Raw genomic sequence first — 26,243 nt, 5'->3', positions numbered from 1 at the left:
ATGATAGCTAAAGTCGATAACGTATGGTCATTAGAAGGATTTGTAACACAAAATAATGCCCAAGCTGGCATTAACGCTGGATTTATTGGATTAGGACAAGGCGGCGGCAAGATCGTTGATGCATTGGCTAGTATTAAAAATCCAAAGAATGATCAGCAAGTCTATCCATGCATAGCAATTAATTCTAATCTAGGTGACATGAAAAACCTGAAGAATATTGCTTCTCGTTTTAAATATCCTCTGGTTGGCTATGAGAAGGGTGTGGGGAAGGATCCCCAAACTGGCCGCCAAGCCTTCTTAGAGAATGGTGAACGTATCTTTGATGCTATTGCTGAAGTAATGAATCAAGTGGATGTTATATTTGTCGTTGCTTCAATGGGTGGAGGGACCGGTACAGGTTCGATCAACGAGCTTACGGATGCTATTAGTAGATATCTTGGCAAGCCAGTTATTGCAATAACGACGCTGCCTCGTCCAAACGAAGTTGAAAGTCTGAATGCATATAACGCAATGGCAGAGCTTGTTCCTAAATTGGGAGAGATTGAAACAGATGATAATGGTCGGAGTTATAGATTGCTTGAATCACTAATAATCCTCGACAATGAAAAAATAGTGAATGATCACATACAGGATCCTGAAGTCCAAGGGATAACTTGGGATTACTACAGCAACTATAAAGTAGCCAGCATCCTTCATGAATGGAGTGTATTGACTAGCCTGGAGAGTGACTATACAGTCGATGCAGCAGATTTATACAATCACATCTTATTGGCCGGTGGAGTTATCACTTTTGCTAAGAAGAAGATTGATTTGGATCAATTTAAAAATAAAGACGATCTGATCGCTGAGATCATCAGTACATATCGTGGGAAAAACGTATTGGCTAATGGGTTTGACTATGAGAATGATATGCGAAGCATGGCACTCGTTGTTGTAATGCCACGCGAACGTGAATCTGAGTTGAACCAGGATACGTTGGAGATCATTCGTACTGAAATTAAGAAAGAACTGCCTCATATTAATTTTTATCCTGGATCGGCTACCTCTGGCAGTAAGCGACATGCCATCGTATATACAATGGCTAATATGGCTGGACTACCAGAAAGAGCAAAAAATCTACGCCAAGAAGCAGAGCAGCTTCAGCGTGAACGAGAAGCGAGAGAACGACAAGCTTCCGGATTTAATATGGGAGACAAGCTTGAATCACAAAACCGTATTGGAGGAAAGCGCGGACCAGTAGGTTCAAATCCATTCTCCAAACAGGTTGCTGCATCCTCTGAAGAGAGCACAGCTAGGCCGGCAAACAACCCATTTAAGAATCCATTTAAAAAATAATACGTACCTTGTTGAAAAAGCAGATTTAATGATCTGCTTTTTCTTACATTATGGTGTGAAATACTCCGTATTAAAAATATGGATAGGTTTGACGATATCTTAGGGTATACCGAGGGAGAGGAGAGTAACAATGACTCAATTAAATAGAAATAGAACAAACCAACAGTATCAACGGGAATTTTTCAGAGTTCCATATAGATCAGTGGTGTCCATATCTAAGGATGACGAGACATATATTAATCATTCAATAATTGATTTGAGTGGGGGAGGAATTGCTTTTCTTGCCCATGAGGAGCAGTTTGTTATCAAGGATCGTGTAAAAGGTGTACTCTATATAAACAGGCAGCCTATTACCTTTTATGCTAAGGTTGTGCGTGTTTCTAATGATGGGATCATCTCAGCTAAATACATATTAATTAATGAACAACAAAGATGTAAAATTATACAGGAATGCATGAGGGAGCAGCTCAAGTATAGAAAATGATCGAGAGCATCTTTAAAAAGATTAGGAGGAAAACCCTGAGGCAACCAGCCGCCATAATTAATGGCGGTTTTTTTAATTACAAATGCGATATTTTAAGTGTATCTATAATTTACCATGAGCGATAAGAACAAGAAGCATTCGGGCTTAAAGCTTTCGAGGCTTTTTTGCACGCATGAGTTCATATGATGGCTGAAATTTACATTGATAAAAGAACTAGTGTTCGCATATAATACAAACAAATGTTCCTGTTTTATCAAAGGAGGAATATGTGTTGAAATCATCCAAACGTGTGGTGATGCTTGGTGACTGCCAATCCTTTTATGCGAGCGTGGAAAAAGCCGAACATCCTGAATATAAGGATCGGCCATTGGTGGTCGCTGGGGATCCGGAACGCCGATCAGGAATAGTCCTGGCGGCCTGCCCTCTTGCAAAGGCAAAAGGAATCACAACAGCAGAAAGACTCGGGGAAGCAGTGGCTAAGTGTCCGGATCTCGTTGTGATTAAGCCGCGTATGCAGCGATATATCGACGTATCTATGCTTATAACGGATATTTACAAGCAGTATACGGATCTGGTTGAGCCGTACAGTATTGATGAACAGTTTCTTGATGTAACCGGCTCGATGCATCTGTTTGCGGATACTCCTGAAGAGATGGCCCGGCTCATTCAGACTCATGTGAAGGCGGCAACCGGCGTTTATACGCGCTTTGGGATCGCAGAAACCAAGATCCTCGCCAAAACCGCTTGCGACAATTATGCGAAAAAGAATTCATCCGGTATTTACACTTTGACCAAGGAGATGCTCCCAGAAACGCTCTGGAAGCGGCCGGTTAGTGACATGTTTATGGCCGGCAGCCGGATGACGAGACATTTTACTACTATGGGTCTCCCAACAATTGGTCACGTCGCACAGACACCGTTGGGCAAGCTCAAGCAGATGATGCGCCGTAAGTTTGGCAAAAACTCCGACATCAATGCCGAAATGTATTGGCGGATCGCTAACGGAATCGATGATAGCCCCGTGCGGCCGGGAACTCACCAAGTCGCACCTAAATCAGTCGGCCACATGATGACGCTGCCGCGGGATTACGGCACCATCGAAGACATTAAGGTAGTGCTACTGGAGCTCACGGAACTGGTCTGCCAGCGTTGTCGGGCCTTGGGGTTTGCGGGCCATGTAGTATCGGTCGGGTGTATAGGAGCGGACTTTGATCGCCCCACCGGTTTCTCCAGGCAAATGAAGATGGAGGACCCTTCCAACATCACCATGCAAGTATACCACTGGGCCTGCAAGTTGCTGGAAGAGCATTGGGATGGCTTGCCGATCCGGCGGGTGGGGATCAGCCTGACACAGCTCACTCCGGACAATGAATATCAGATGTCTCTATTTGATACTGGTCGGGAGAGACAGATGGCGCTCGAGCGAACAACCGATGCCCTAAAAAACAAATATGGAAATTCAATCGTAGTTCGGGCGGTCTCTATGACGGCAGCCGGGCAGGCACTCGATCGATCGGCTAAAATAGGAGGACATTATAAATGACAAAATTAGACGGCAACGGATTATGGGAGTCAAGCCGGATGATGCTTCCTGAACATAGAGAAACGATCATTCGCCGGCAGTTGGAAGAAGGCAGGAAAGACCGGCCAACGCTAGATCTGCAGGAGATGGAGTTGATTGAACAAGCTCTGGCCGAATCTTTCAATGAACACCGAACTCTTACCGTAAGGTTATTTGATGAATATGAAAATACGGAGCTAACGGGTATTGTGGTTTTAATCCATACTTTCAGACGAGAGATCAAATTATCTATAACAGAAGGTGAATGGCAATGGATTAAGGTCGATGAAATTACTTCAGTAAGCAGAAATTGAGTAGAAACGCTTGTCGGCATAAAGCTGATAGGCGTTCTTTTTGTCTCTTTTTGCCTTACTTTGTCTCATTTTCACTCATAATATTAATGAGTACGATCTGATAAAAGAACCCTTGATTTATAGGGGTTCTTTTATATATGCGTCATTTTGTCTCTATTTGCCTCGTATTGATATGATTCATTTTGCGTCATTTTGCGTCATCTTGCCTCTGTAATTATTCAGCATTTTTTCGAGGCGTTTTTTTCGAGAATGAAGGGACTGTCATGACCAGATTAAGGTCTTTAGCAACCTCAATGTATCAGGGTATCGTCATTAATATGAAAACAAAGTGGGTTTAGCTCTGATCCATTTTCAGTAGTATTGCAATTCGAAACATAAGAATCGTTTAAGGGGAAATATATGAAATAGATAGAAACCCTCGATTCTACTGAAAATCCGCCGTAGCTTTTGATTTGAACAGCATAATTTGCTCTGATTTTTAACATAATCGTATCTGCAGGTCCTTTGCCTGGCAGGGGATACTTAAACAGATCAAGCTAACTGGTTCTCGGAAATTCCGCTTGATCTCGTAACTCAGATCTCTTGGCATTTAAGGGGGATGCGGAATAGATCCCGAAGACCTCTTTCAAGAATTGAAATTTAACCTTAAACGAGGAGAGCTTGAGAGTAGACGGTAAGCGCAGCTGGACGGAGATTTCGGAGTGAAAAAGCGCACCAAAGGGGCGGTTGATACGAGGCAGACAAACCTGTTCGAAGACGTTAGTCGGAGAAAGAGGTTTGTAATGCAGGATAAGGCGTGTGTCCTCGCTAGGACACATGTACCCGGCAAAGCCGGTTATTTTATGGATTTATTAGGAACACAAGAAGGGACACAATGACAGAAATGATTCAATAATAGGACCACAAATGATATAATTTATAGGAATAACATGCCAATTAGAGACCACAATAGGGGAGAGGATCTAAATGCCAGCTAAAAATGATTATGATCTTGGTGAACCTTATAAAATCAGATTGGAGCCAGATTCGGAGTCAAAGATTCATGCGATCATGGAGCTCACTGGAGAGTCTAAACCAGACACAATACGAAGATTGCTTCGCATTGCAATTGAACTAGAGCTTGCTGACCATTCGCTTGGTTTTGTATTGCCTCAGATTAGACGTGCAGTTTCAGAATCGTTAAAACCATTCGAGAATCGTATTGCTGCACTGACTGCGAAAGCTACGATTGCTTCTGCGACTTCCATGTACACAAATCTAGAATACTTAGGGCAATCTGGGAAAAGGGATATAAAAGCCGTTCATGAAGAAGCTCGAAAACGTGCAGTATCTTATACACGAACACCTACCGATTTGAAGGATGAGTGAGTCGGATGACGATGAACAATAGATTTCCAAATTACTCAGAGGAACATGCGCGCTTCTCTTCACCAGTTATTTTTAAAATGAGATTCTATGTTCCGGAAAAAGGATCGAAAGTAACACAATCTAAAAACGCAGCTCATATTCGCTATATTGGAACACGTCCAGGTACTGATCTGGGTGAAACTGATTTAAGATCCGATCGAGATTGGGATAATGAATTAGATGTGGAGGTTCCCGATCCCGGCACAGCAGCAGGTCATGTGAAGTATGCAGATGAGAGACCAGGGTCGCATGGATTGTTTTCGTACTCGGATGAGAAGCCAGATCTTCAAGAAGTTCAACAGGAACTTATGGAGCATAAAGGGTTGGTTTGGCGAATGGTTTTGAGTCTTGCAGAAGAAGATGCAAAGAGGCTCGGTTATACCGAACGCGGAAAGTGGGAAGATACTGTTAGATCGTCGATTTCAGATGCTGCAGCGAAGATGGGGATCACTGAGACTAACTTAAAATGGGTGGCAGCTTTCCACCAGGAGCAAGGCCATCCGCATGTACATATTGTGATGTGGGAAAAGAATCCGATTCGCCGGAGGGGTCAAGTATATCCCAAATTACTTGAGGATATGAAAAAGACTTTTGCTAAGGAGATATTCGCTGAAGAACGTATGATTCTTAATCAAGAAAAAACAGCAATGCGTGAACTGATGAGATCGATGAGCAAAGAGGATCTTAGCAATGCTGTTCAAGTTATGAGAGATGTTCGAGAAATGCAAAAGGAGATTGACCTCGAGCTGAACAGTATGGGGGTATCGAAGTCTTCACTAGCTCCTAAATTGTTCCTGGAAGATCGTAAGGAAATCGCAGATCGAATTCAACAGATTGCAGAGCTGCTACCACAGAAGGGGCGGATTGCATATAAATATATGCCTGAAAATGTAAAGCAATCTGTTTCGGATACATCTCGTTGGCTATTAAATAGCCCATCGTTTAATCATTCCTTGAGTCGTTATTATTCAGCTGTCGAGAGGATGACGCGGCAATACACGACGAAAGAGGACGATATTAATAAAGCCAAGGAGAATGCGTACAAGGATTTGGAGAAACGAATATCTCAAATCGTTTTACGAGCTGCTGCTGAATCTAAAAAGAACGTTTATTTGCGCGTTGATCCGGATAAAGCCCGAGAGGTCATATATCAATTCTCGCATGCTATGGGAAAACCGGAGGATACCTTCGCTAAGGATGTAATTGTGAATTCCATGAAGTCTTTACGGGATCTGAATATCTCTTTCGAGAATCAAGCCAGGATTGCAGCGAAGTGGGGCCAAAAAGCGGATCTCCAACTCAATAGTAGTGAAGTGTTTACCCTCGTTAGGGAAGTTAATTTAGATCCACCGAGTGAGCAGATAGAGGATTTAGAAAAGCGGGCTACTATTGCTGCTCGAGTGATGCGTCAATCTGGTGAGTTGGAGAAAGCGCAGCTTTCGGAATTCTTAAGGGACGTAGGAATATCTGAAGAAGCTATACCTAGGATAGTGAGAGATACAGAAAATGGCTTAAAGGAATCCAATAACACATTTCTGGACGAAGACCAGTGGAGAAAATTGACGGAGTTAGCTGGCGTAAAAGTGGAGTATCCTTGGGAGCAAAAACAAGAGCAAGAAGTCCTTCACGAAATGAAAGGTCAGATTGTAGAAGCATTTCGAAATGGTCTGCTAACGAGTGATTCAAGCGCTGGGCACACAGCATTTTGTATGACCGTTGCACTGAAACAACTTGGTTTGGGTATAGAAGAACGTCAGTCCACCATGACAGAGTTTGCTGAGAAAAATGGAATCCATGGGATCGGTAAGATTTTAAAGACGGTTGAAGAGGCCGATACTAATTTCTTGCGTAAGGACACATGGGCAATGATAAACAGCAACCTAAAAAGAGATATTGAATATCCTTGGGTAGATCGGACTGTCTGGGTTATTGATGAAGATAAATTTAAAGACGCTTTTACAAAGTTTCAACAATCTAATCATGATTTAAGTGATGAATCTGATGTTAAATGGGTGGCTACTCAGTTCGCAAATTTCCTGCGAAACCGAATCGATGGCGAAAAAAGTATTCGTGCCGTAGTTTCTGATTTTTTAACTAAATCTCAGCATATAAGTCCGGATCAAATAAATGACATCGACATTCTACAAAAGCGAACCGGTGACATTCCATCGATGGCTAAACTAACTGGGGTTCGAGACCAAGTGGCTACTACTGTCACTAATTTTTCAAAGGTGTTATTTGCAGCTGGTATGGCTTATGACCAAGTGAAACAAATCATCGCAGATTGGAATGAAAGAACAGGTTTAAATAAAGACGCTGAATATTTGGACAAGATTATAAACACGGTTGAAAAGCAGTATAAAGACCAAGCTGAATGGGGACGCCCGCCTGTACTTAGCAAGAAAGACTTCCAAAATCTTAATCAAACGCTTCAAACGAATGCGCCATATATGTGGGCCAATAGCAAAGAGTTTGGTAGATCGAGGCAAGATTCAAGTTTAAATATAGCCGGCAAGCTTTGGAAATCCCTGTGGAACGGATTAGAACAAGAAAGGATTCGCATCCATGCAAAGGGTGAATTGATGAAAAAACAGAACCAACGTCGATTGGAACGCATCGCAGAGCAAGAGCGAGATTAAGCAGTGCATTTATACATGTCTGCAAATGTTTTGATAAAGCCTTTTACCTCAATATCCTGACTGTCGTTAGAGATGTATGCAAGTTTAACGGCAATAAATTAGGTACTGAGATAGGGGGCTTTTTTTCATTTGGGTCAAAAGTATCATTGTCGTAATATGTAAATAGACCTTATTTTATATTAAGGGGGTGATCCTAATGGATTATAAAACCGATGTTACGGAAGGGACTTTAGTACAAGAAGGCGAGGTTAGAAAGTGTCTAGTGTATCAGTTTCAGGGAGGTTGAAGTTATCGCCAAAAGCAGAGCAGTCGTTTCAGCAAGCTAAGAAAGTACATGGAGGACAAACAAGATTCCTTGAACAGGCCGTAGAACATTTCGTCATTGGTCCTCAAACCTTTGAAAAAAAACTGAATAACATTGAGAGTCTTGTTTGTTTACTTGCTGAAAAACATGGGATTGAGTTACATAAACTATCCGATGATGATCAACAAGCTCTGGATCACCTGCGATGGGCGATTACACGGGGGAGAACATGAAGAGGTTCTTAAAGCCGAAGTGGTTGTCATTGTATCTAATTGTATTAGCTGATTTATTCTTACTGCCATCTTTGATTCAGCTCCCTTTATACATCATTAAATTCAAGATGAATGCTATTGATGAGTGGTTTGCAGACTTTAACATATTTAAAGCTATTCAAAGCACTCTACATAATACGGATATGCTTAAAGGTTGGCTAACACTTCAATTTATAGTATTAGTCTTGGTTGTCTTAATCTTTTGGCGTGACATGCCGGGGAGAAAGAACCGTGTTTTAGATGGAGTGGGTGGGCCCGAAGCAGCTGGTTCTGGTCAATTTGGGACAAGCAGATGGATGACAGAGAAAGAAGTAAACAAATCAGCAACACTCTGGATCTTAAAGCAACTTGTATTATCCGGCGGAATCGTACTTGGAGCAGTTTTGGACGGAAGAAAACCATACGCTTTGGTCGATACCTCGGACAGTAACACGATCATAATTGGTGCCACCCGATCAGGTAAAACTCGAAGATTGATTTTTCCATCCATTTATATGCTGGCACATGCCGGTGAGTCGATGATTGTCACCGACCCAAAAGGTGAGCTATATGATCGTTCTGCTACTTTCTTAGAAGAACAAGGGTATAAAGTGACGTTCCTGGATTTCCGGAAACCAGGTCACGGTAATCGAACAAACTATATGGAGCCAGTTCTCGAAGCGTTGCGTCAAGGTGATGTGCCTTTAGCTACAAAGCATGCCTGGTCGATTGCTCATATGTTTGTTTATCAGAAGCCGGGATCAGATAAAGGGGAGGCAATTTGGAGAGATGGTCCTGAATCAGTTATCGCAGCATTGATTCTTGCTGTCGCGATGGAAGCTCCTACTGAAGAAGAAAAACACATGTATTCAGTCTACAAAATGTTGGTTGAGCTGGGTAGAGTCAGACAGGTATTGGTTGCAGGGAAATTAATAGATTACGTGCCTTTAAACGATTACTTTGATAAATTGCCCGTTGATCATCCTGCTAGGGATGCTTATGCTACTGCATTTCTTGCTCCCGAGAGAACACGAGGCAGCTTTTTCTCGTCAGCATCAGCTTTGCTTCGGTTGTTTGCGGATCCGTCAATTGCGTTTCTGACATCTAAGCAAGATCACGATCTGACAGATGTAGGCAAAGAAAAAACGGCCGTATTTTTAATTATCCCGGACGAAGATAAAACTCGCCATCCTTATGCCGCTCTCTATGTTAATCAAACCTACGATGCATTGGTGGAATATGCGAATCAATGTGGGGGAAGGCTCCCAATTCGTGTAAATATGCTGCTCGATGAGTTTGGTAACATGCCTCCATTTCCTGACTTCGATACGAAATTGACGGTATCTCTTGGTCGTGGTGTTCGCTGGAATTTGGTTATTCAAGCCTACGGACAGTTGGTGGAAAAGTACGGGGCAAATATTGCAGAAACAATTAAAGGGAATGTCCAAAATACAATCTATTTGAAAACAACAGAAATAAAGACAGCTGAAGAATTAAGTAAGCGGACAGGGAACTATACGATTGCAACTGAGGGAAGCTCATACAACGTTGGGAAAAACCAAACCAATCGCGGTGCTTCTACAAGTTTTGCCAAACGTGCCCTACTGGAGCCTGATGAGGTCATAAGATGGCCAAAAGATCTCGCATTGGTTTTCCGAGGTGGAATGTTCCCGGCGAAAATTCCATTACCCGATTTGAGTCTGTGGCCGGCCGACAAGGAACTCGCTTCCATGGGGGTAGAGTCAGAACGTAAAATCGGTAAAGTCAGATTCTTCATTCCAGATATGGAAGGTAGTCAACAAGCGCATAATGAAGCAGCATCTGCTCATGATGATGACGATGATGAGGAACCAAGTACTTACATGGATGTATAAAAGCTAATTCAGTTTAGTACCAACTATTAATCTATCAAATATGGTTTAGGGAGGAACAATTGGAAATGAAACGAAAAGTTAAGGATTTTCTTAACAACAGTAAGACATTAAGAATATTTATGATATTTTCAATCATCTCATTATTTGCTGCGACTCCTATTTTCGCTTCACAACCTAAGATTGTATCTGGGGGAATCGAGCTCGTAAAAGCTGCAACAGGATGGCTCATGTTACTAATCCCTGTTACTGCGGTCTGCATGTTTGTATGGCATGCCTGGATGAAGTCACTCGCTGATGGAGAAGGCGGACAAGTTGCAGAACGTAATAAGAAAATGAAAAATGTCATTATTTATTCTGCGATTGCTTTAGGTGGAACAGGTCTAGTTAACTTACTGCTCGGATACTTAAAGTAGGGGTGATCATTTGATATCACCAAGATATTTATGGAATCCAATCGGGGATTTAATTGAGGATGCTATTGAAAAATGGTTTACCAACATTGCTGAAAAAGCGATAAATGCCTTTACTGAATTCCTAAATGAAATAAACGGTATTGCTGTAACCGTACTAGATTTTCAAATCGTAACCTCTGCTACTGCGTATGCTCAATCTATTGCTGTCGTCATTGTTGTCGCTAAATTTATGTTCGAACTTTGGTATAACAATATTCTCCGAGAAAATGGTGATTCGGACGGAGATGTCAGCAGTGTGTTTTGGAGATTAGCAGAAGCTTGCGGAATTATCTTCGCAGCTCCATGGATTGTACGGCAGGTTTATGTATGGGGGACAGCACTTGCCCAAGATGTAACGGCTATGCCAGGGATAAATCAGAGTGATATGGGAGACACGCTGAGGACATCTATGGTTGGAGGAATAGCAACTTCGAGCTTCCCGATAGGCATAGCGATCGCGATTATTTTTGCGTTGGTGCTATTGATTATTGTATTGATCCAAACTTTCATCAGAGCTGCTGAAATCTCAATGGCTGCTATAGTTGGAGTGTTTATGGCTACTGGATTAACAAATCCTAATTCTCAGGCTTTTCAAAGCTGGTGGAGAGAAGTGTTAAACCTTTCGTTAGCACAAGCAATACAAATGTTTTTGATAAAGGCAAGTTTCGTTGCTTTACTGTCATTTGGAGCAGCGCCGTGGGCGAACGTTCTTTTATTTTGTGGGTTTGTTTGGGTCACATATAAGTCGCCATCCATACTGAAGCAGTATGTGTACTCTACTGGATTCGGGAAAGCAGCTGGTGGTGCTGCGCAACAGGCCGGATCCATGGTCATGATGAGAAAACTGATGAGTAGGGGAGTGAAATAAGAATGGAATATTTTATTCCTAAAAACGTCAAGACAAGAGTGGAGCTTTTACCGGGTTTTGGGATCAAGGAGCTATTGATCGTATTGGTGGGGGCTGTAATTGGATTGATCCTATCCTTCATAATCTTTTTCTTCTCGAAGTCTCCGATGTCATTCTTGGTTGTAGTCTTATTTGCTGCCCTATCATTCTTTCTTGCTAAGCCAGAGCCGCGCACTGGAAGAAACGCCCTGGATCTGCTCAAAGATATTAGGAGCTTTAAATCGAAACCCTCCCGATATTATTACCGATTTGGCGAGGGCAGAGAATAAAAGTAGTTCCCAATGAAAAAGGGGTGAAGGTGCATTGAGTATCAAAGAAAGATTAAAACAGCATGCCAAAGGGGCTCAAAGTAAATCTGCTGGGGCCCCTCCCCCGGTCAAATCACCGGCGGCGAAGGAACCGTCTTCACAATCGTGGGTACCAATAAAAGATATACATAATAACATTATCTATCGGAAAGACAATGTTATTGTAAGTGCGGTAAGAGTCCAGCCCATAAACATTGCTTTGCTAAGCGAAAATGAGCAAGTAAGGAAGATTAAACAGCTTGAAGAAGTTTTAAATGGTATCGACTATAAAAACCAAACACTGTCTATTGCAAAGCCAGTTGATTTGGATGCATATATTCTAGGGCTGGAACAAATGAAACAAGAAGCTGATACGGCTTTAATAGCACGTTTGTTAAATGGATATATCCAACAAGCAGCTTCAAAAGCAACGAGTGGTGAAGCTTTGGAACGACATTTCTATATTTTGATTGACCAAGCTCTTTCGAAGAAAGCACAACATGAAGAACAAGTGTTGTTACAGAAAGCCCTTGAATTAGCAAATGGCCTTACTCATGCAGAGTTGCTAAGCCATGTGTGCAACGACAACGAACTTCGTGATTTGCAATTTATTTTTAGTAACCCTAACCAAGCAGCATATGAAAGGGCTCCTCTTAATTCACAGAGTCTCCCTCCAGTATTCTTTGCAGCAGAGGGGGCCTATGCATGAGTGAAACGGTAACCAAAAAAAAGAAACGTAAGCAACAGAATGAACCAACAACACACTTTACAGGATTATTAGATATTATCAGTCCAACTGCTTTAGATTTCCAAAGTAAAACGATTACCAACGGTGAAATGTACCAGAGGGTTCTAACGATTGTTGATTACCCTGAGCGTGTGAAGCCAGCATGGATTTCCAGAGTGGCTACACTACCAGGAGTTGTAGTAAGTATACATGCAACGCCTACAGATGCTTATGCACTGATTCAACAAATCAATATCTCCATGGGAGAGCTCGAAGGTAAACTCATTCAAGGTGGTAATCCACTTTTGATAGAACGAACTACAAACCAACTTAAAGGTGCAAAACATCTAATTAAAAAAATTGACACTGAGCAACAAGCAGTATTTTTTGTGACGGTAGTTCTACTGATTACTGCTAATGATCGGGATGAGCTACAACAGCGAACAAAAAGAGTTGAATCAATGTTGTCAGCAGCTGGTATGCGAGGAAGAACACCAATGTTCCGGCAAGAAGAAGGTTTAAGAACCGTAGGCCCATATGGGATTCTTGTTCCAGAAATCGCTCAAATTGGCGCAAGAAATATGCCGGTAGAGACGCTAGCAGCGATGTATCCTTTCGTTTATTCCGGAATCAATGATGGTAATGGGAATCTACTTGGATCTGATAAATCAGGTGGAATTGTGCTGGTTGATTTCTGGCTTCGAGATGGCAGTCGGACCAATTCGAATGTAACAGTGCTAGGCCGTCCGGGGGTAGGTAAATCGACCGTCATTAAGAAGATCCTTATGAAGGAATTTGCAAGTGGTACCAAGATTATCATCATCGATCCTGAACGAGAATACAAAGATCTTTGCAATAACCTCGGTGGAGATTGGATCGATTGTGGTGGTGGCTCAAAAGGAAGAATCAATCCCTTACAGGTACGATCAGTCCCACTGGATGATGACGATGAGGAGCACCGTCTATACAGTGAGGAGGATATCAGTAAAGGAGCATTGGGACTCCACTTCCAATTCCTACGTACTTTCTTCCGACTTTACTTAAAAGAATTGACAAAAATCCAACGTGGTTTATTGGAAATCGCTCTAGAAGAAGTATATAAGGAAGCCAATATTACCTGGACTACAGATCCAAAAACCATTCCGGATGATCAATGGCCAACTATAAAGGAACTTCAAAAGTACTGTGAAGTGAAATCAGACACTGCAGAAAAACATAAAGAGGCTTGGGCAGAACTTGCTCTTCTTCTTCGACCAGCAGCTATCGGTGCAGACCAAGCGCTTTGGTCTGGCCCAACGACTATAAAAGCCGATTCGAACTTTGTGTGTTTGGATATTAATCAATTGCTTGAAGCCGACGAAGAAATCCGGAAATCACAATTTTATAATATTCTGTCGTGGGCATGGCATAAAATCGCTGAAGATCGCACGCAGAAAGTCATACTTGCTACTGATGAAACTTATCTTCTCGTGGATCCTGATGCCCCTCAACCGTTGCAGTTTTTACGTAATACATCGAAGCGCATTCGGAAATATGAAGGCGGGCTAATGGTCATTACTCATAACATGGTTGACTTTATGGATCCTGCAGTACGTAGATATGGACAAGCACTGCTAGACAATCCGGTCTACAAAATCATTATGGGCCAGGGCGAAAACGACATTGACGCATTGAAGAAGCTAATGCACTTATCTGAAAAAGAAGTAGAAACATTGCTTGCCGGTAATCGGGGAGAGGCCTTATTTGTAGCAGGTAATCGCCGGATTCATGCTTCGTTTGAAGTAGCCCCATTTGAAATGGAGATGTTCGGTAAGGCCGGTGGGCGTTAATGCTTAAACTGAAGTTGATATTATCCATGTTGGATAATCCAGAAAAATTCCTGAAGATTTTCTTGATCGCAATCGCTGTACTAGCGCTATTCATAAACTTGTTCATCGTTACTCCCACTATGTTTTGGAAACACGTACCTATGGGAAAGTCACAGGCAGAATATGATTATTATCTTAAGGGCGCTGAGCAGATCCAGGAAGAAACAGGTATTGCAGTGAATTGGCAGTATATCATGGCTATTGATGCTGTAATCCTTGATCATAACTTTAGAAAAGCAAGTCAAGAACGTGCCTATTCTTATAAACCTTATTTTATTAGAGAAGAGATCATCACGGTTGAAAAAACCTGCACGAATGACAAGGGGGAGGAGTACGACTGTTCTTATACGGAGACAGTGTATCATCTGAGACCTTTTGATGAAACACTTCAGATGCTAGTTGATGATAGGCATATCAAACCGGATCAGATCCAGGATGTTATGGATAAAGTTCAGTACGTAATTGAGGTAACGGATGGCAAGGTGAAATTTGTGGGCGGACCAGACGAAGATGGGGAATCGGGAGATGGAATAGGGGAATTTCAACCGGTTACTGGTACTATGGGATGGCCTACAGAAAACCATATTACTCGGATAACTTCACCTTTTGGTTGGCGGACTCACCCCATAACTGGAGTTAAGAAATTGCACAGAGGAATGGATATCGGGACTCCGATGAATACCAATGTTTACGCTGCACTGGACGGGGAAATCACAAAAGCTGGTTGGGATAGCAGCGGTGGGGGAAATACCGTCATTATCCGGCATGCCGATGGGATGGTTACTAAATACATGCATTTGAACAGTTTTGTCATACGATCCGGAAGTGTAAAGGCAGGCCAGTTGATCGCAAAATCAGGTAACACAGGAGGAAGTACAGGACCTCATCTTCACTTTGGTGTTGAAATTAATGGAGAGCCCGTGGATCCAATGATGTATTACAGATAGGTATTATTTTATTGGGAATCCACAAGAGATTTAAGGAAAGCAATCAGTTTGACTCTTTGATCATCATTAAGTTTATCAAGGATATTGAATAGTTCTTTTCTTTCATCTGTTGTTAGAGTAAAAGCTTCTGCAGGAAGTAAGTCAATAAAGGGAACATTTAGAGCATTACAGATCTTTTCGATGGTCTTCAGTGAAGGGGATCGACCTTGATTCGTTTCAATATCATTTATGGTCGATTTACTGACCTCGGCCAAAGTGGCTAAATCATTTGTTGAATAACCACGTATGTTTCTGTAATACCTGATTCTGTTACCGATATTCATAGACTCACCTCCTAGGAAAGTAATAGCTGCCTATAAATATTATCATAAAAAGCCACCTTTTTCATTCGTTCTTTATTTGGGTATATATATTTACTTTATACCTATTTATAGGTACAATTATGTTAGTTTCAGTGCCAATCTAATCCAAAGAAATACTATAGAAGCCTTTTACATCGACTGAAAGATTGGATTTTTGACGCCTTGAGATTGTCGCTATATGGAGTTTTTTGTCATGGAGGGGTTCGATTTGTACGGATTAATCGTCAGTCCTGGAAATGTTCAAGAAGTAAAGGAGGCGATCAAAGGATCGGAAGTCTGGTTTGAGAAAATCGGTATCTTCAATCCAGATACATTTGTACAACATTGCCAGGCTGCTGCAGCCGTCAATATGCAGGCTCTAATAATAGATGCCACTTGTATAGATGATTCCTCACTGATCAAAGGGATTCGTCAATTTCGGTTAAAGCGAGGGGCGACAAGGATCGTTTTAATCGCACCGGGACGAGAGCCGGGAGATGTGACGATTAGTACTCTACTTAAGCTTCAGGTTTTTGACTTTGTAGCTCCGAAGTTAGAATCTCTCGAAAGCGAGGACGATGACGATTCGGAGGAACTAGATGACGATCTAGATGAAAGCGATGAGGATCAAAAGGATCCTCCCAATGAAAGGCTGCCCCTATCTCATTACATAAAACAGCAACTGCTTATGCGGCCAGAATACTCCAATGCAGCACGATGGGATTTAGGGGTAGATGAAGTAGGTACCGTCCAAAACAAGCAAGACACTGGAAAGGGCAAGGAAAAGCAGGAAGCAAACCAATCCGCGAAACTTGATCAGACATTACTAAAAGAAATTCATGACATTGAAATTGAACCACCGCCGATCAAGGAGAAACAAACGCTAGTAGAAACCATTATTGGAACTGTAGTCATTGCAGTAATTGGTGTAGAAGAGGCTGTTGGTACAACTCACACAGCCCTTCTTGTTACAAATTTCATCGCTAGAAAAGGGCGTAAAGTTGCCATCATTGAGGCAAATGACCATAGGGACTTTGCCAAAATTGAAGCAGCATATGAAGGAATGATTGGATCCGAGACCGATGTGTCCATCTTCAGTATCAGTGGAGTTGATTACTACAAATCCAGTTATAAATACAACATCGCCGAGCTGTTGGAACAAAACTATGACTATATTGTTCTTGATTTGGGTGATCATCATTCGAGCCATTATCTCGAAGAGTTTTACAGAGCCCATGTACAGCTTGTCATAGGACATGGCAGCGAGTGGAGACAACACAGGTTGTTCGAATTTGCTGAAGAGCATGGCCATCGAGATCAGGCCAACTGGATTTATTGCATCCCACACGTGGAGGAAGTTGTGATAGGCGACATTCAAAAAGAACTTCATGAAGGGAAGATTCACGCCATTCCTTCTCATCCTGATCCTTACCGGATAAACAAGGGAACAGATTCAACCCTTGAACGATTTTTAAAAGAGTATATCGGGAAGAAACGTAACAAAAATCGGCAGTGGATTATATACAGCGTTATGGTCGCTATCATCATTCTATTGATCATTTTACTTGCAGTTAAATGAAGGGAGTAAGGGTATGTCAAGAATTCGTTTTAGGCATAAACAGCTTTTATTAGCCGGTTCTATAGGAGGAGCCAGCATACTGCTTATTTGTGTTATTGCTGGCTATTTCATTTTTAAACACATTGATAACAAGAATGAAACTGAAAAGACTGTAATTGAACAGGAACGTGACTATGCCAAAAAACAATTAGAAGAGGAGACAATAGCAGTTCAAGTTGCAGCTGCAGATTATACGGCTGGTGATCTTCTACAAAAATCTGATCTAGTGACAATTAATATTCCGAAACGAGCGGTTCCAGACAATGTAATGAGTGCAAATGACATTGTGGGAAAGTATACGAAGATTAATCTCAAAAAGAATACCCCAATAACAGCGTCCATGCTTTTTGAGGAAGGCATCACACCACATGATTTAAGAAATCAAGAGTTCCGTCTAATCGAGCTGCCAAGCAAACTCGACAAGGATGAATTTGTAGACGTTCGTGTGAAATTTCCGACAGGACAAGATTATATTGTGTTGTCTAAAAAGAAAGTCAAGGATCTCGCCAATGGAACGATCTGGTATGAAATGAATGAAAAAGAGATTCTTACCATGTCTAGTGCAATCGTAGATGCGTATATCAACGATGCATCGATCTATGCGCTCAGCTATGTTGATCCATACGTGCAAGACGGGGCTTACGTTACTTACCCTGCAAATGAAAAAGTGCTGGATCTTATTGAATCCGATCCGAATATTGTTGAGGTTGCAAAAACAGAGCTTGAGCGCAGATATCGCCAGAAGCTTGAGAGCGATCTGCAGTCCATGACTGAAAAACAAAGACAGGATTATATCAATGGACTGAATGGTACGAAGAAAGAGTCTGAAAAAGCAGAAGATAACTCAGCAAACACTGGGAATTCGTTACTTGATCAGCAACAACCCGTGAATCCAAGCTCGGATGCAGTTTTCACGGATAACAATGAAAGTGTCCCTTTAACGGATACTACGGTCACGGAGTAGGAGGCAGGCATGAAGAAGATTCTCTTTATAGGTGATTACGATAAGACTGATTTAATGTTTTACATTGCGAAGCTGATATCACAGGAGAAGAAGGTACTGATCGCTGACTGCACTGTAACCAGCCGATATGAATTCGCCTATCCGAAAGTCGAGATGGCCTCGCTACTGCAGGAGTATGACCATTTTGATATTGCTGAAGGCTTATCTAGCCACAGTGATCTCGATGCAATTCTTAAGAACGACGAATATGACATCGTACTGATTGATGCGGAAAATGAAGAGACCTTAAGAAATTGGCCGGCAGCTGATCTGTATTATCTCGTTTCCTCTTTTGAGAATCCAGTGATGCAGAAGAATGAAAAGCTCATACAATCCTATTTTCAAGAAAAGCCGGCTTCCGAGCTGTACCCTTTTAGCAAAATCATTTTTGAAGTCCATGGTACTCACAATGAAACTTATCTCAATGATCTCTTAGATAAGCACCCTATTCATTGGGGGGATACCTTGACGTATTATCCGGATGAGCGTGATTTAACTCGGAAAATTAATAATCAATTCTCCAGTAAGGTAAAACTGAAAGGGTTGTCCGGACCGTACAAAGACGTCATTAAGACGGTAGTATCCCACATTCTTGAGCTGAGTGCCAAGGAAACACTGAATTTATGGAAGCAAGCTGAAAGGAGCAAATAGCTATGGGGCAAATTGCATTTTGGGGCTATCAACACGGCCTGGGCGTTACGAGTAATACCGCGGCAATTGCAGCTTTGATTGGTTTGGAATATCAAATTCGAACCCTTTGTTCTCAGCCACAATGGTCCGATGCTACCTTGGAACGAGCGTTTCGAAGAGCTTTACAGCAGTCGAATCCTGAGTTTTTCGATTTTACGGGTACCGGCATTGACTCTTTGGAACGAGCTGTTCGGGCAGGGAAGTTGCAGAATGATTCCATTAAAAACAATTCCCTTTTCATCGAACGGGATCGTCTCGACTTTCTGAAGAATAGTGGAAAACTTAATCGAGAACAGTTTGAAGCATCGACGGATGTCCTTAACATCATTTATGAAAGTGCACGCGCCTACTACGACGTTTTGCTTTTGGATCTGCATAGTGGATCGAATAGCAATGTGGGACAATCCATGCTTCAAAATTCGGATCTGATTGTTGTATGTGTTAACCAGAACATTAATGTGCTGGAGAAATACTTTGAGAGCAAAGACTCCTGGCCGGCAGAATTACACACAAAGCCACATGTCTTGTTGGTCGGCCAGTATGATATTGAGTCAAAATATAAGATCAAGAACATTGCCAATAAATATCGCTACAAAGCTCCCATTCTTACGGTTCCGTATAATACCAACTTCAAGGATCATTACAACGATGGAGACGTAAAAGGATTCTTTACCAAAAATCGCTTTATAGCCAAAAACCACGAGAATTTTCATTTCATGCAGGAGGTCCGCAGAGCAGCTGAGTTCATTCTGACAGAAGTCGGAATCAACACCAAAATCAAAAATATTGAGAGAGGAGTGTCTTAATGGGGACGACTTTAAATTTCCTGATTATCGTCCTCATTCTAATCGGCCTTATTTTGTTTTTGATTTTCAAGCTTCGGCGTAAACCGGTCCAGCATTTCTCCAAGAAAGAAGAATTGGACAGGGAACGATACGAGATCGAAGAAATTCTCGGTTTCGTGAAACGGACGATAAGCGATTTTATCAATACCAATTTATTGGATTTGGCACTATCTGAAGAAGAATATAGCCGTCGAAAAGCCTTGGTAGTTGAATTGGAAAAAGCCTTGAAGAATGCAAATACGGGGGATATCCAAGAGAAGGTATACCTCAAACAGTACATTTATGATCTGTTAGAACGCAAGTACGGCATTGATGAACACAACGTGAACTGGATCATTCCTTTTCATGAACCTGACAGCCTTAGTGATCAGGACAAGTTTGATATTCTTCTACATTTGTACAAGAAGAAATACGGATTCAAGGGGCTAGAGCAGTTGATTACCCAGTATCATCTGGATGATTTAAAATCTGTGATCGAAGATGGATCCACCGAGTCCTACATCATTACAAGCGAAGAAATCAATAAGGTATATAAAATGGAGGCCGCCAAACACAAACTCGATTTTCACGACCGGTTGAGCGTTGTGGTGCAACGGATTTACTCGCAGTACAAGGGTTATGGAGTGATCGATGACATTCTAAACCAGAAAATCGACGGTGTGTCCGGCGGGGTATCTGGTGTACCTAGCTCAATGCAGCTACTCGATGACGAAGTGGATCTGATGAACTCCATGAAAAAGATCAAGCACCACGGATACGAAAGTGTGTGGATCTTCTATAAAGGAAAATCAATTCACTTATCTTTTCTTAGCTATGGCTCAGAGCTCGAATTAAAGCGAATCGTCAACAACATCTACAAATATGACAATCCGAGCCAGATGAATGAACAGACAGGTTTCAAAGTAAACGAATTGAAAGATGGTTCGCGGGTTGTTGTTGCCCGTCCACCTTTTGCCGAAAGCTGGGCGTTCTGGGTTCGGAAATTTGACCTTCCGAACATGTCTCTTGAAAAGCTGATCTCGGATGAATCCGCTGATAATGCTGAACTTCCAAGAGAACTTATCAAGTTTTTCATGAAAGGTGCACGAATAACAGCCATTACAGGGCCCCAAGGTGCCGGTAAAACGTCACTTATGATGGCCGCAGTTAAGTATATTCCGGCAACGTATAACTTGCGAATCCAGGAACTAGCTTTCGAGCTCAACCTTCGGAAATTGTACCCGCAGCGAAATACGATCGCTTTTCGGGAAACAGACTACATTACCGGCCAACAAGGACTGGATTTTCAAAAGAAAACAGATGGCACCGTCAATTTGCTGGGTGAGGTAGCTACTGATCCAGTGGCTGCTTGGATGATAAAGATGGGTCAAGTCGCGAGTTTATTCACGATCTTCACCCATCATGCCAAAACATTTCGAGATCTTATGTGGTCCTTGAGAAATGCATTGATCAATACACAAGCCGCCACAGATCAAAAAGCAGCAGAAGAACAGGTAGCCAAAGTCATTGAGCTTGATGTCCATGTGGAAAGAAGCAGTACCGGTCGCCGATACATCGAGCGTATCACGGAGTGCATCTATCAAGAGCATGATGACTCGGCGCTCGAGAAAATCCAATCGGGAGACGGTCTTGAATCCAAAATGGATGCCCTTATAGCTATAAAAAAGGAAGAGATCTTACGTAAGACAGGCCGTGTTTGGAAGGATCGAAACATTGTTGAGTACCGAGACGGTAAATACATTGCTTGTGAACCCTTATCAAAGGAAAAGGTTCATCAAATGCTGTCCATCATGCCCCCAAAAGATGCAGATAATTTCCGGATGTTTTTAAAAAAATACTGGGGGAATGTGAGCTATGATTAACACCCAAATTCTATTAATCATATGTCTCATCGCGCTGTTTATTTCAGGAGCTGCCTATTTTGTCTCCCAGCGAAAAGCGAAGCCTGTAGGATACAGTGGGGCCAGAAAGATAACCAACAAACGACTGATGGTATTTTATCAAAAATCATATGTTGAGTTTTCAAAGCTCCCTTTTCTCAGCAAACTGATTAGGCGCGTGCGGTTTCGGCTTTCGGCCATTAATCCTTACGACGAGCTGACACTTCGAAAAGAAACCATGCGAATCACTTTAAGGGTCCTTGCCATTTCCCTTGTAGTTATCACAACTATGGCGATTTTTAGTAAAAGCTTTGTCATGGTTCTGTTCACCATAATGGGCGTCGTTGTACTGAATACACTGCTAATTAGTATTTTTGTAAAGCGAGTTGAAGACCGACTTCTCGTACAATTTGTGAACTATTTGGAAGAAGTTCGGCATGACTACCAGGAGCTGAAATTGGTAGATGAATCGATATATCAAGGTGCTCAACGATCACCGCACGATATGAAGCTTCAGGCTGAGCGGATCCACGATATATTGACATCCAAGGATCCAAAAAAAGAATTAGAGGCATTCTATGCGGTAGCTCCAAACCGGTACTTAAAACTTTTTGCAGGTGTTTCGTATTTGGTCATGGAGCATGGGGATCGGGTTGTATCAAAAGGTTCCATGTACTTGAATGCCTTAAGTAAGTTGGTTCGAGAGATCCGGGATGATGTCCTGAGACGAAGGCGGCTAAGCTACAAGCTCAGTAACTTATCTTTATTCGCTTTATTGCCAATCTTGTTCACCTTTCCAATTGAAACCTGGGCAACAACCTATTTCCCAATTATGAAACAATTCTACGCTGGGAATATCGGATATATTTTACGGATTATTCTTTATTCTGCATGCATCATCTTCTACTTATTAGTTCGTAAAATCGGTGAAATCGAAGATGCCAGGTATACCGCAGTGGGGAGCAGAAGGAATTGGGAGAAGCATGTCTACAATTTGCCAGGTGCTCGGTGGTTCATTGATCGAATTGTTCCATCGAAAAGGACAAGAAAACACTATCAGATAACACTTTTGCTAAAAGAATCAAACTCACCACTTACTATTGAGTGGTTCTATATACAACGAATAGTTGTGAGTTTGGCTTGTTTTATCGGAGTCATCGCTCTATCCATTTTCCTTCATTGGAATACAAGCCATCAAATACTAACCAATTTAACAACAGAGACACCACACATGATGGGCTTCATGACCGAAGATGAGAAGCTAAGGGCCCAAGAGCTTACTGACTTTGATAATGCAGTAATTCGAGACTTGAAAGGAGCTGATACTTTAACCAGGGATGCAGTCTTGGAAAGGGTAATGTTGCTGCCGGATGCGCCAACGGAAAATACTGCTTTGAGTAAAACTGTCACCAGGATTACGGAGAAAATGGAAGTTCTCAATAATCAATATTTTAAGTGGTGGGAACTTCTCATTGCGATTGGTACGAGTTGTATAGGGTTTTTCATCCCATTATGGATAACGCAATTTCAAAGAAGGATGCGAATTTTAGAGATCCAGAATGAAGTTGACCAATTCCATGTAGTGATTTCCATTCTGAGTCAATTCGAACGTATGAATGTGCAAACAATCCTCGAATGGATGGAAAGATACAGCATCATTTTTCGACCGGCACTACGGAAATGCATCGTTAATTTTGACAGTGGTCCTGAAAGGGCGATAGTAGAGCTCAAGGAGGATTCACCATTCATTTCCTTTGTGAGAATCATTAACAGACTGCAGCTGGCACTAGAAAAAATACCATTGATTCAAGCTTTCGATGATTTAGAACTAGAGCAAGAGTTTCACCGGGAGCAAAAAATGGACCGCATGAATCGACTCATTAGTAAAAAAGTGTTATGGGGGCGGATCTGCGGCTGGACACCATTCTATATGTGTGTTCTGCTTTACCTTTTGTTTCCAATGCTCTATGTATCTATTGGGCAAATGGACAAAACGATGAGTAATTTAATGAATTTTACCTAAAGGGGAGAAAAAAATGGAAGAAACAACTAGCTCAGGATTACGAATTACTGGTGGAATTTTCCTGACCATTGGATTGATTACACTCGTGGTTATTCTTTTCGCGGTTTTTCAGGCGGGTGCTAAGACCGGCCAAGAGAAAATGACAGGGATTCAGCAGACATTATCTCAATCCGAGTACAACAATTACGACAACTCAATTATGTCTGGCAGTCAAGTGCTGAATGCGGTTCGTCAATATATGAATCAGGATCAGTTTGGAGTAAGAGTAATTACTGGTAAGGGCGGCAGCAATACTTACGGTAATGAATTTAACGCTAACGGCGAAATTGTAGGCACTGGAAAAAATACGGATATTACAGTAGCGCAAAACCAATCTAATCCTAACTATATCAATCCATCAGGAAAATTCTCATCTCAGGTAGTTTTCGATGGAAATAATGTAGTAAGAGGCATTATCTTCAGTCAACCATAAAAAGGAACGTTTATAAGGATTCCCCAGATCCATGAGGGGAGATGGGGAATCCTCCATTAAATTAAGGGAGCATTCATATATGAATGAGAATACCGAAGCTGGCATTTCGATTACAGGAACAATTTTTGTCTTTATAGCTGCGGCAACATTAGCTCTCTGGGCTCTCGTTTCTCAGGAACAAAGTGTAAAAAACATGCAACAATTACATGCAAATGAAGATCATCGCCTCTTCAATTCGATTCAAGAGGCTGGCAAGGAAGTTTATTCAGGTGCGCAAGTCATTTATAGCATATTTCAAATTAAGAACTTGAACGCAGATATTCAAGTTGGAAACCTTATCTACTCTAAAAATTTAACGATCGAAAATACCGATGTTTCTAGCATCGATCCGGATAAAAAATTCAATGTAACATATGAACGAAATACCGATGGCGAATTAATAAAGATTATTTTTAACTAGGGGATGAATTCATGGACGCAATTTCCAAACTAGTGGCTGCATTCCTGGCTTTAGCGTTGTTAGTAGTTTACCCATTGTACCAAGCAGCGGAGCGTCACGATGACCAAATCCAAACGGTTGTTCACCAGGCAGTTACTGAATTTGTTGATGCGGCACGCACAAAGGGGTACATTTCACCACAAATGTATCTTCAATTTAATGAAAAGCTTGGGGCTACAGGAAATGTTTACGAAGTGAGCATCGAGCACTTACATAAAAAATACAATCCTGTTTATGCCGACCCAGCTAATCCTGCGTCATTTCAAAACAGCTTTGATACCTATTATGACGGACACTATACCGAGGAAATCATGAAAGTTATTTTTCCTGAAGCAAACATTCCTGAAGACAGCGACACTCGCAAGTACAAGCTGGCTGTCAATGATTTTATCAAGGTACAGGTTAAAAACAAAAATAGAACGATGGCCACTATCTTGAATGACTTTATCCTGGTCGGAAACAGTGGAGATGTCCCAAAGATTTTTATGCCTTACGGGGGGATGGTTCTGAATGAAGATTTCTATTAATTTTGCTATCGCCTTCGTACTCATATTTTTTCCCTTTTATTACGTATTGGATGCTCGAACGAATGATCTCAAACTCGTTGCGCAGCTGGAAGACCAATATGATGTAGCTTTGAAGACTGCAGCTCAAGATGCTAGTTTTGTGTTGAATCTGAACGAGCTGCAGGAATACGAAGCCGGCTATCAATCTGCCAAATTTTTTAAAGCTAATAAAGAACTGGCTATAGATACTTTTTTCAAGACCCTTTACCTCAACTTTGGCGTAAAAGACGATTATATTGGGCAAGGAGCCTTAGCTTCATATATCCCAGCAGTCGTGATCCTTGATTATGACGGTTACTACCTGTACACGATCAGAGAGTATAACAATCGTGAAGGGACAACAGAAATGAAGCATATGTGGAGTCCAAAGAAACCCTATGCCTATACAGATCCCCAGGGTAATAGTATGAATTTTACGTTAGACAGCTACGTTTATGCTTATGACGCAACTAACCGAAAATGGATAGAAGGGTATCAATGGGAATTGCAGAATAAAACGAGTATTCAGGTCCTAAACAATGCCACTCAGTTTGACGAAGCTAGAAGAAGTTGGATCGTCACTAATGTACAGAACGATCTCGCTTATTTTATAAACAAACACAATGAATATATGACTAAAAGTGGTGTCAGCTACACATTCAAGCTACCGCTAATACCAAAAGAGGATTGGGTTAATACCATCGATGATATAGGGATTATGGCATTCATCCAAGGGATCCCAATCGGAGATCAGTTTTACAATAATTATGCTTTTGGTGGTGGACGGCTAATTAAGAATCCAGTTATCTATGGAGCTGTTGATCCTCAAACCGGCCTGAAATATTACTACCGGGATAGCTGTTCCTACCCGTACCGAATCGAAGAAGCATTTAGTAGTGAAAAGGAGGCTGCAGCTGCTGGATATTTCCCAAAAGAATGTTTTAATGGGTCTCCGTAGCGTCAAATAGGT

Annotated in this window: 25 protein-coding genes; 24 read left to right on the top strand and 1 reads right to left on the bottom strand. The window is 41.7% G+C overall.

The features are described 5' to 3' along the window. The 14 genes from ACQKPA_RS30820 (at nt 1) to ACQKPA_RS30755 (ending at nt 15,357) form a co-directional block, all read left to right on the top strand. Nucleotides 1-1,335: a tubulin-like doman-containing protein gene (locus tag ACQKPA_RS30820; protein WP_427496176.1), complete on the top strand. Its 1,335-nt coding sequence runs from the start codon at nt 1-3 to the stop codon at nt 1,333-1,335. A gap of 130 nt (nt 1,336-1,465) precedes the next feature. Beyond that, a complete protein-coding gene (locus ACQKPA_RS30815; protein ID WP_427496175.1) occupies nt 1,466-1,819 on the top strand; it encodes a PilZ domain-containing protein in 354 nt (117 codons plus the stop codon). A 271-nt stretch (nt 1,820-2,090) separates the two neighbouring features. Beyond that, the gene (locus ACQKPA_RS30810) at nt 2,091-3,362 is read left to right on the top strand and encodes a DNA polymerase IV (protein ID WP_427496174.1); all 1,272 of its coding nucleotides are present in this window, start codon (nt 2,091-2,093) and stop codon (nt 3,360-3,362) included. Continuing rightward, entirely contained in the window at nt 3,359-3,694 is a 336-nt protein-coding gene (locus ACQKPA_RS30805) for a YolD-like family protein (protein ID WP_427496173.1), read from the top strand. Before ACQKPA_RS30810 ends, ACQKPA_RS30805 begins: the two co-directional genes overlap by 4 nt. Before the next feature lie 966 nt (nt 3,695-4,660). Next, the gene (locus ACQKPA_RS30800) at nt 4,661-5,062 is read left to right on the top strand and encodes a hypothetical protein (RefSeq protein ID WP_427496172.1); all 402 of its coding nucleotides are present in this window, start codon (nt 4,661-4,663) and stop codon (nt 5,060-5,062) included. Between the two features lie 5 nt (nt 5,063-5,067). After that, on the top strand, nt 5,068-7,740 hold the full coding sequence (gene mobP3 / locus ACQKPA_RS30795) for a MobP3 family relaxase (protein ID WP_427496171.1): 2,673 nt from the start codon (nt 5,068-5,070) through the stop codon (nt 7,738-7,740). A 282-nt stretch (nt 7,741-8,022) separates the two neighbouring features. Next, nucleotides 8,023-8,277 carry a hypothetical protein gene (locus ACQKPA_RS30790; RefSeq protein ID WP_427496170.1) on the top strand — a complete coding sequence of 85 codons (255 nt, stop codon included), beginning with the start codon at nt 8,023-8,025 and terminating at the stop codon, nt 8,275-8,277. Further along, nucleotides 8,274-10,169, top strand: a complete 1,896-nt coding sequence (locus tag ACQKPA_RS30785; RefSeq protein ID WP_427496169.1) for a VirD4-like conjugal transfer protein, CD1115 family — start codon at nt 8,274-8,276, stop codon at nt 10,167-10,169. The genes ACQKPA_RS30790 and ACQKPA_RS30785 overlap by 4 nt, the downstream gene beginning before the upstream one ends. Nucleotides 10,170-10,234: 65 nt before the next feature. Then, nucleotides 10,235-10,582 carry a hypothetical protein gene (locus ACQKPA_RS30780; protein ID WP_427496168.1) on the top strand — a complete coding sequence of 116 codons (348 nt, stop codon included), beginning with the start codon at nt 10,235-10,237 and terminating at the stop codon, nt 10,580-10,582. A 10-nt stretch (nt 10,583-10,592) separates the two neighbouring features. Beyond that, on the top strand, nt 10,593-11,489 hold the full coding sequence (locus tag ACQKPA_RS30775; RefSeq protein WP_427496167.1) for a conjugal transfer protein TrbL family protein: 897 nt from the start codon (nt 10,593-10,595) through the stop codon (nt 11,487-11,489). Between the two features lie 2 nt (nt 11,490-11,491). Beyond that, on the top strand, nt 11,492-11,797 hold the full coding sequence (locus tag ACQKPA_RS30770) for a PrgI family protein (protein WP_427496166.1): 306 nt from the start codon (nt 11,492-11,494) through the stop codon (nt 11,795-11,797). 34 nt (nt 11,798-11,831) lie between these two features. Continuing rightward, complete coding sequence (locus ACQKPA_RS30765) at nt 11,832-12,524, top strand: hypothetical protein (protein WP_427496165.1); 693 nt, start codon at nt 11,832-11,834, stop codon at nt 12,522-12,524. After that, complete coding sequence (locus tag ACQKPA_RS30760; protein WP_427496164.1) at nt 12,521-14,371, top strand: VirB4 family type IV secretion system protein; 1,851 nt, start codon at nt 12,521-12,523, stop codon at nt 14,369-14,371. Before ACQKPA_RS30765 ends, ACQKPA_RS30760 begins: the two co-directional genes overlap by 4 nt. After that, the gene (locus ACQKPA_RS30755; RefSeq protein WP_427496163.1) at nt 14,371-15,357 is read left to right on the top strand and encodes a M23 family metallopeptidase; all 987 of its coding nucleotides are present in this window, start codon (nt 14,371-14,373) and stop codon (nt 15,355-15,357) included. The genes ACQKPA_RS30760 and ACQKPA_RS30755 overlap by 1 nt, the downstream gene beginning before the upstream one ends. Nucleotides 15,358-15,365: 8 nt before the next feature. Here the strand turns inward: ACQKPA_RS30755 and ACQKPA_RS30750 are convergent, their stop codons facing one another. Then, entirely contained in the window at nt 15,366-15,680 is a 315-nt protein-coding gene (locus ACQKPA_RS30750) for a helix-turn-helix transcriptional regulator (RefSeq protein ID WP_427496162.1), read from the bottom strand. Nucleotides 15,681-15,912: 232 nt separating this feature from the next. On the opposite strand from ACQKPA_RS30750, the gene ACQKPA_RS30745 reads away from it, so the two are divergent. The 10 genes from ACQKPA_RS30745 (at nt 15,913) to ACQKPA_RS30700 (ending at nt 26,231) form a co-directional block, all read left to right on the top strand. Further along, the gene (locus ACQKPA_RS30745; protein WP_427496161.1) at nt 15,913-17,277 is read left to right on the top strand and encodes a hypothetical protein; all 1,365 of its coding nucleotides are present in this window, start codon (nt 15,913-15,915) and stop codon (nt 17,275-17,277) included. Between the two features lie 13 nt (nt 17,278-17,290). Then, nucleotides 17,291-18,280 (top strand): SAF domain-containing protein, encoded by a 990-nt coding sequence (locus tag ACQKPA_RS30740; RefSeq protein ID WP_427496160.1) that lies wholly within the window; start codon nt 17,291-17,293, stop codon nt 18,278-18,280. A 9-nt stretch (nt 18,281-18,289) separates the two neighbouring features. Then, nucleotides 18,290-18,970, top strand: a complete 681-nt coding sequence (locus ACQKPA_RS30735; protein WP_427496159.1) for a hypothetical protein — start codon at nt 18,290-18,292, stop codon at nt 18,968-18,970. Nucleotides 18,971-18,972: 2 nt separating this feature from the next. Further along, on the top strand, nt 18,973-19,815 hold the full coding sequence (locus ACQKPA_RS30730) for a hypothetical protein (RefSeq protein ID WP_427496158.1): 843 nt from the start codon (nt 18,973-18,975) through the stop codon (nt 19,813-19,815). Nucleotides 19,816-19,928: 113 nt separating this feature from the next. Next, nucleotides 19,929-21,716 carry an ATPase, T2SS/T4P/T4SS family gene (locus ACQKPA_RS30725; protein ID WP_427496157.1) on the top strand — a complete coding sequence of 596 codons (1,788 nt, stop codon included), beginning with the start codon at nt 19,929-19,931 and terminating at the stop codon, nt 21,714-21,716. After that, nucleotides 21,709-23,757 carry a hypothetical protein gene (locus ACQKPA_RS30720; protein ID WP_427496156.1) on the top strand — a complete coding sequence of 683 codons (2,049 nt, stop codon included), beginning with the start codon at nt 21,709-21,711 and terminating at the stop codon, nt 23,755-23,757. Before ACQKPA_RS30725 ends, ACQKPA_RS30720 begins: the two co-directional genes overlap by 8 nt. A 13-nt stretch (nt 23,758-23,770) precedes the next feature. Further along, nucleotides 23,771-24,229: an ABC transporter permease gene (locus ACQKPA_RS30715; RefSeq protein WP_427496155.1), complete on the top strand. Its 459-nt coding sequence runs from the start codon at nt 23,771-23,773 to the stop codon at nt 24,227-24,229. Nucleotides 24,230-24,308: 79 nt separating this feature from the next. Then, entirely contained in the window at nt 24,309-24,689 is a 381-nt protein-coding gene (locus tag ACQKPA_RS30710; RefSeq protein ID WP_427496154.1) for a hypothetical protein, read from the top strand. 11 nt (nt 24,690-24,700) lie between these two features. Continuing rightward, nucleotides 24,701-25,255 (top strand): hypothetical protein, encoded by a 555-nt coding sequence (locus ACQKPA_RS30705; RefSeq protein ID WP_427496153.1) that lies wholly within the window; start codon nt 24,701-24,703, stop codon nt 25,253-25,255. Continuing rightward, a complete protein-coding gene (locus ACQKPA_RS30700) occupies nt 25,239-26,231 on the top strand; it encodes a hypothetical protein (protein WP_427496152.1) in 993 nt (330 codons plus the stop codon). Before ACQKPA_RS30705 ends, ACQKPA_RS30700 begins: the two co-directional genes overlap by 17 nt. Nucleotides 26,232-26,243 lie beyond the last annotated feature (12 nt).

The sequence above is a fragment of the Paenibacillus sp. NPDC093718 genome, from assembly GCF_050279985.1.
Taxonomy (GTDB): Bacteria; Bacillota; Bacilli; order Paenibacillales; family Paenibacillaceae; genus Paenibacillus_AQ.
The sequence above is the reverse complement of the archived record's forward strand: the minus strand, read 5'-3'. Positions and strand labels throughout refer to the sequence as shown.

What these genes read in the sequence shown, in the direction of transcription:
- ACQKPA_RS30815 (WP_427496175.1), top strand. Translation starts at nt 1,466, where the DNA reads ATGACTCAATTAAATAGAAATAGAACAAACCAACAGTATCAACGGGAA.
- ACQKPA_RS30700 (WP_427496152.1), top strand. Translation starts at nt 25,239, where the DNA reads ATGAAGATTTCTATTAATTTTGCTATCGCCTTCGTACTCATATTTTTT.
- ACQKPA_RS30780 (WP_427496168.1), top strand. Translation starts at nt 10,235, where the DNA reads ATGAAACGAAAAGTTAAGGATTTTCTTAACAACAGTAAGACATTAAGA.
- ACQKPA_RS30710 (WP_427496154.1), top strand. Translation starts at nt 24,309, where the DNA reads ATGAATGAGAATACCGAAGCTGGCATTTCGATTACAGGAACAATTTTT.
- ACQKPA_RS30705 (WP_427496153.1), top strand. Translation starts at nt 24,701, where the DNA reads ATGGACGCAATTTCCAAACTAGTGGCTGCATTCCTGGCTTTAGCGTTG.
- ACQKPA_RS30735 (WP_427496159.1), top strand. Translation starts at nt 18,290, where the DNA reads ATGAAGAAGATTCTCTTTATAGGTGATTACGATAAGACTGATTTAATG.
- ACQKPA_RS30715 (WP_427496155.1), top strand. Translation starts at nt 23,771, where the DNA reads ATGGAAGAAACAACTAGCTCAGGATTACGAATTACTGGTGGAATTTTC.
- ACQKPA_RS30760 (WP_427496164.1), top strand. Translation starts at nt 12,521, where the DNA reads ATGAGTGAAACGGTAACCAAAAAAAAGAAACGTAAGCAACAGAATGAA.
- ACQKPA_RS30770 (WP_427496166.1), top strand. Translation starts at nt 11,492, where the DNA reads ATGGAATATTTTATTCCTAAAAACGTCAAGACAAGAGTGGAGCTTTTA.
- ACQKPA_RS30820 (WP_427496176.1), top strand. Translation starts at nt 1, where the DNA reads ATGATAGCTAAAGTCGATAACGTATGGTCATTAGAAGGATTTGTAACA.
- ACQKPA_RS30720 (WP_427496156.1), top strand. Translation starts at nt 21,709, where the DNA reads ATGATTAACACCCAAATTCTATTAATCATATGTCTCATCGCGCTGTTT.
- ACQKPA_RS30740 (WP_427496160.1), top strand. Translation starts at nt 17,291, where the DNA reads ATGTCAAGAATTCGTTTTAGGCATAAACAGCTTTTATTAGCCGGTTCT.
- ACQKPA_RS30755 (WP_427496163.1), top strand. Translation starts at nt 14,371, where the DNA reads ATGCTTAAACTGAAGTTGATATTATCCATGTTGGATAATCCAGAAAAA.
- ACQKPA_RS30750 (WP_427496162.1), bottom strand. Translation starts at nt 15,680, where the DNA reads ATGAATATCGGTAACAGAATCAGGTATTACAGAAACATACGTGGTTAT.
- ACQKPA_RS30800 (WP_427496172.1), top strand. Translation starts at nt 4,661, where the DNA reads ATGCCAGCTAAAAATGATTATGATCTTGGTGAACCTTATAAAATCAGA.
- mobP3 (WP_427496171.1), top strand. Translation starts at nt 5,068, where the DNA reads ATGACGATGAACAATAGATTTCCAAATTACTCAGAGGAACATGCGCGC.
- ACQKPA_RS30785 (WP_427496169.1), top strand. Translation starts at nt 8,274, where the DNA reads ATGAAGAGGTTCTTAAAGCCGAAGTGGTTGTCATTGTATCTAATTGTA.
- ACQKPA_RS30730 (WP_427496158.1), top strand. Translation starts at nt 18,973, where the DNA reads ATGGGGCAAATTGCATTTTGGGGCTATCAACACGGCCTGGGCGTTACG.
- ACQKPA_RS30805 (WP_427496173.1), top strand. Translation starts at nt 3,359, where the DNA reads ATGACAAAATTAGACGGCAACGGATTATGGGAGTCAAGCCGGATGATG.
- ACQKPA_RS30745 (WP_427496161.1), top strand. Translation starts at nt 15,913, where the DNA reads ATGGAGGGGTTCGATTTGTACGGATTAATCGTCAGTCCTGGAAATGTT.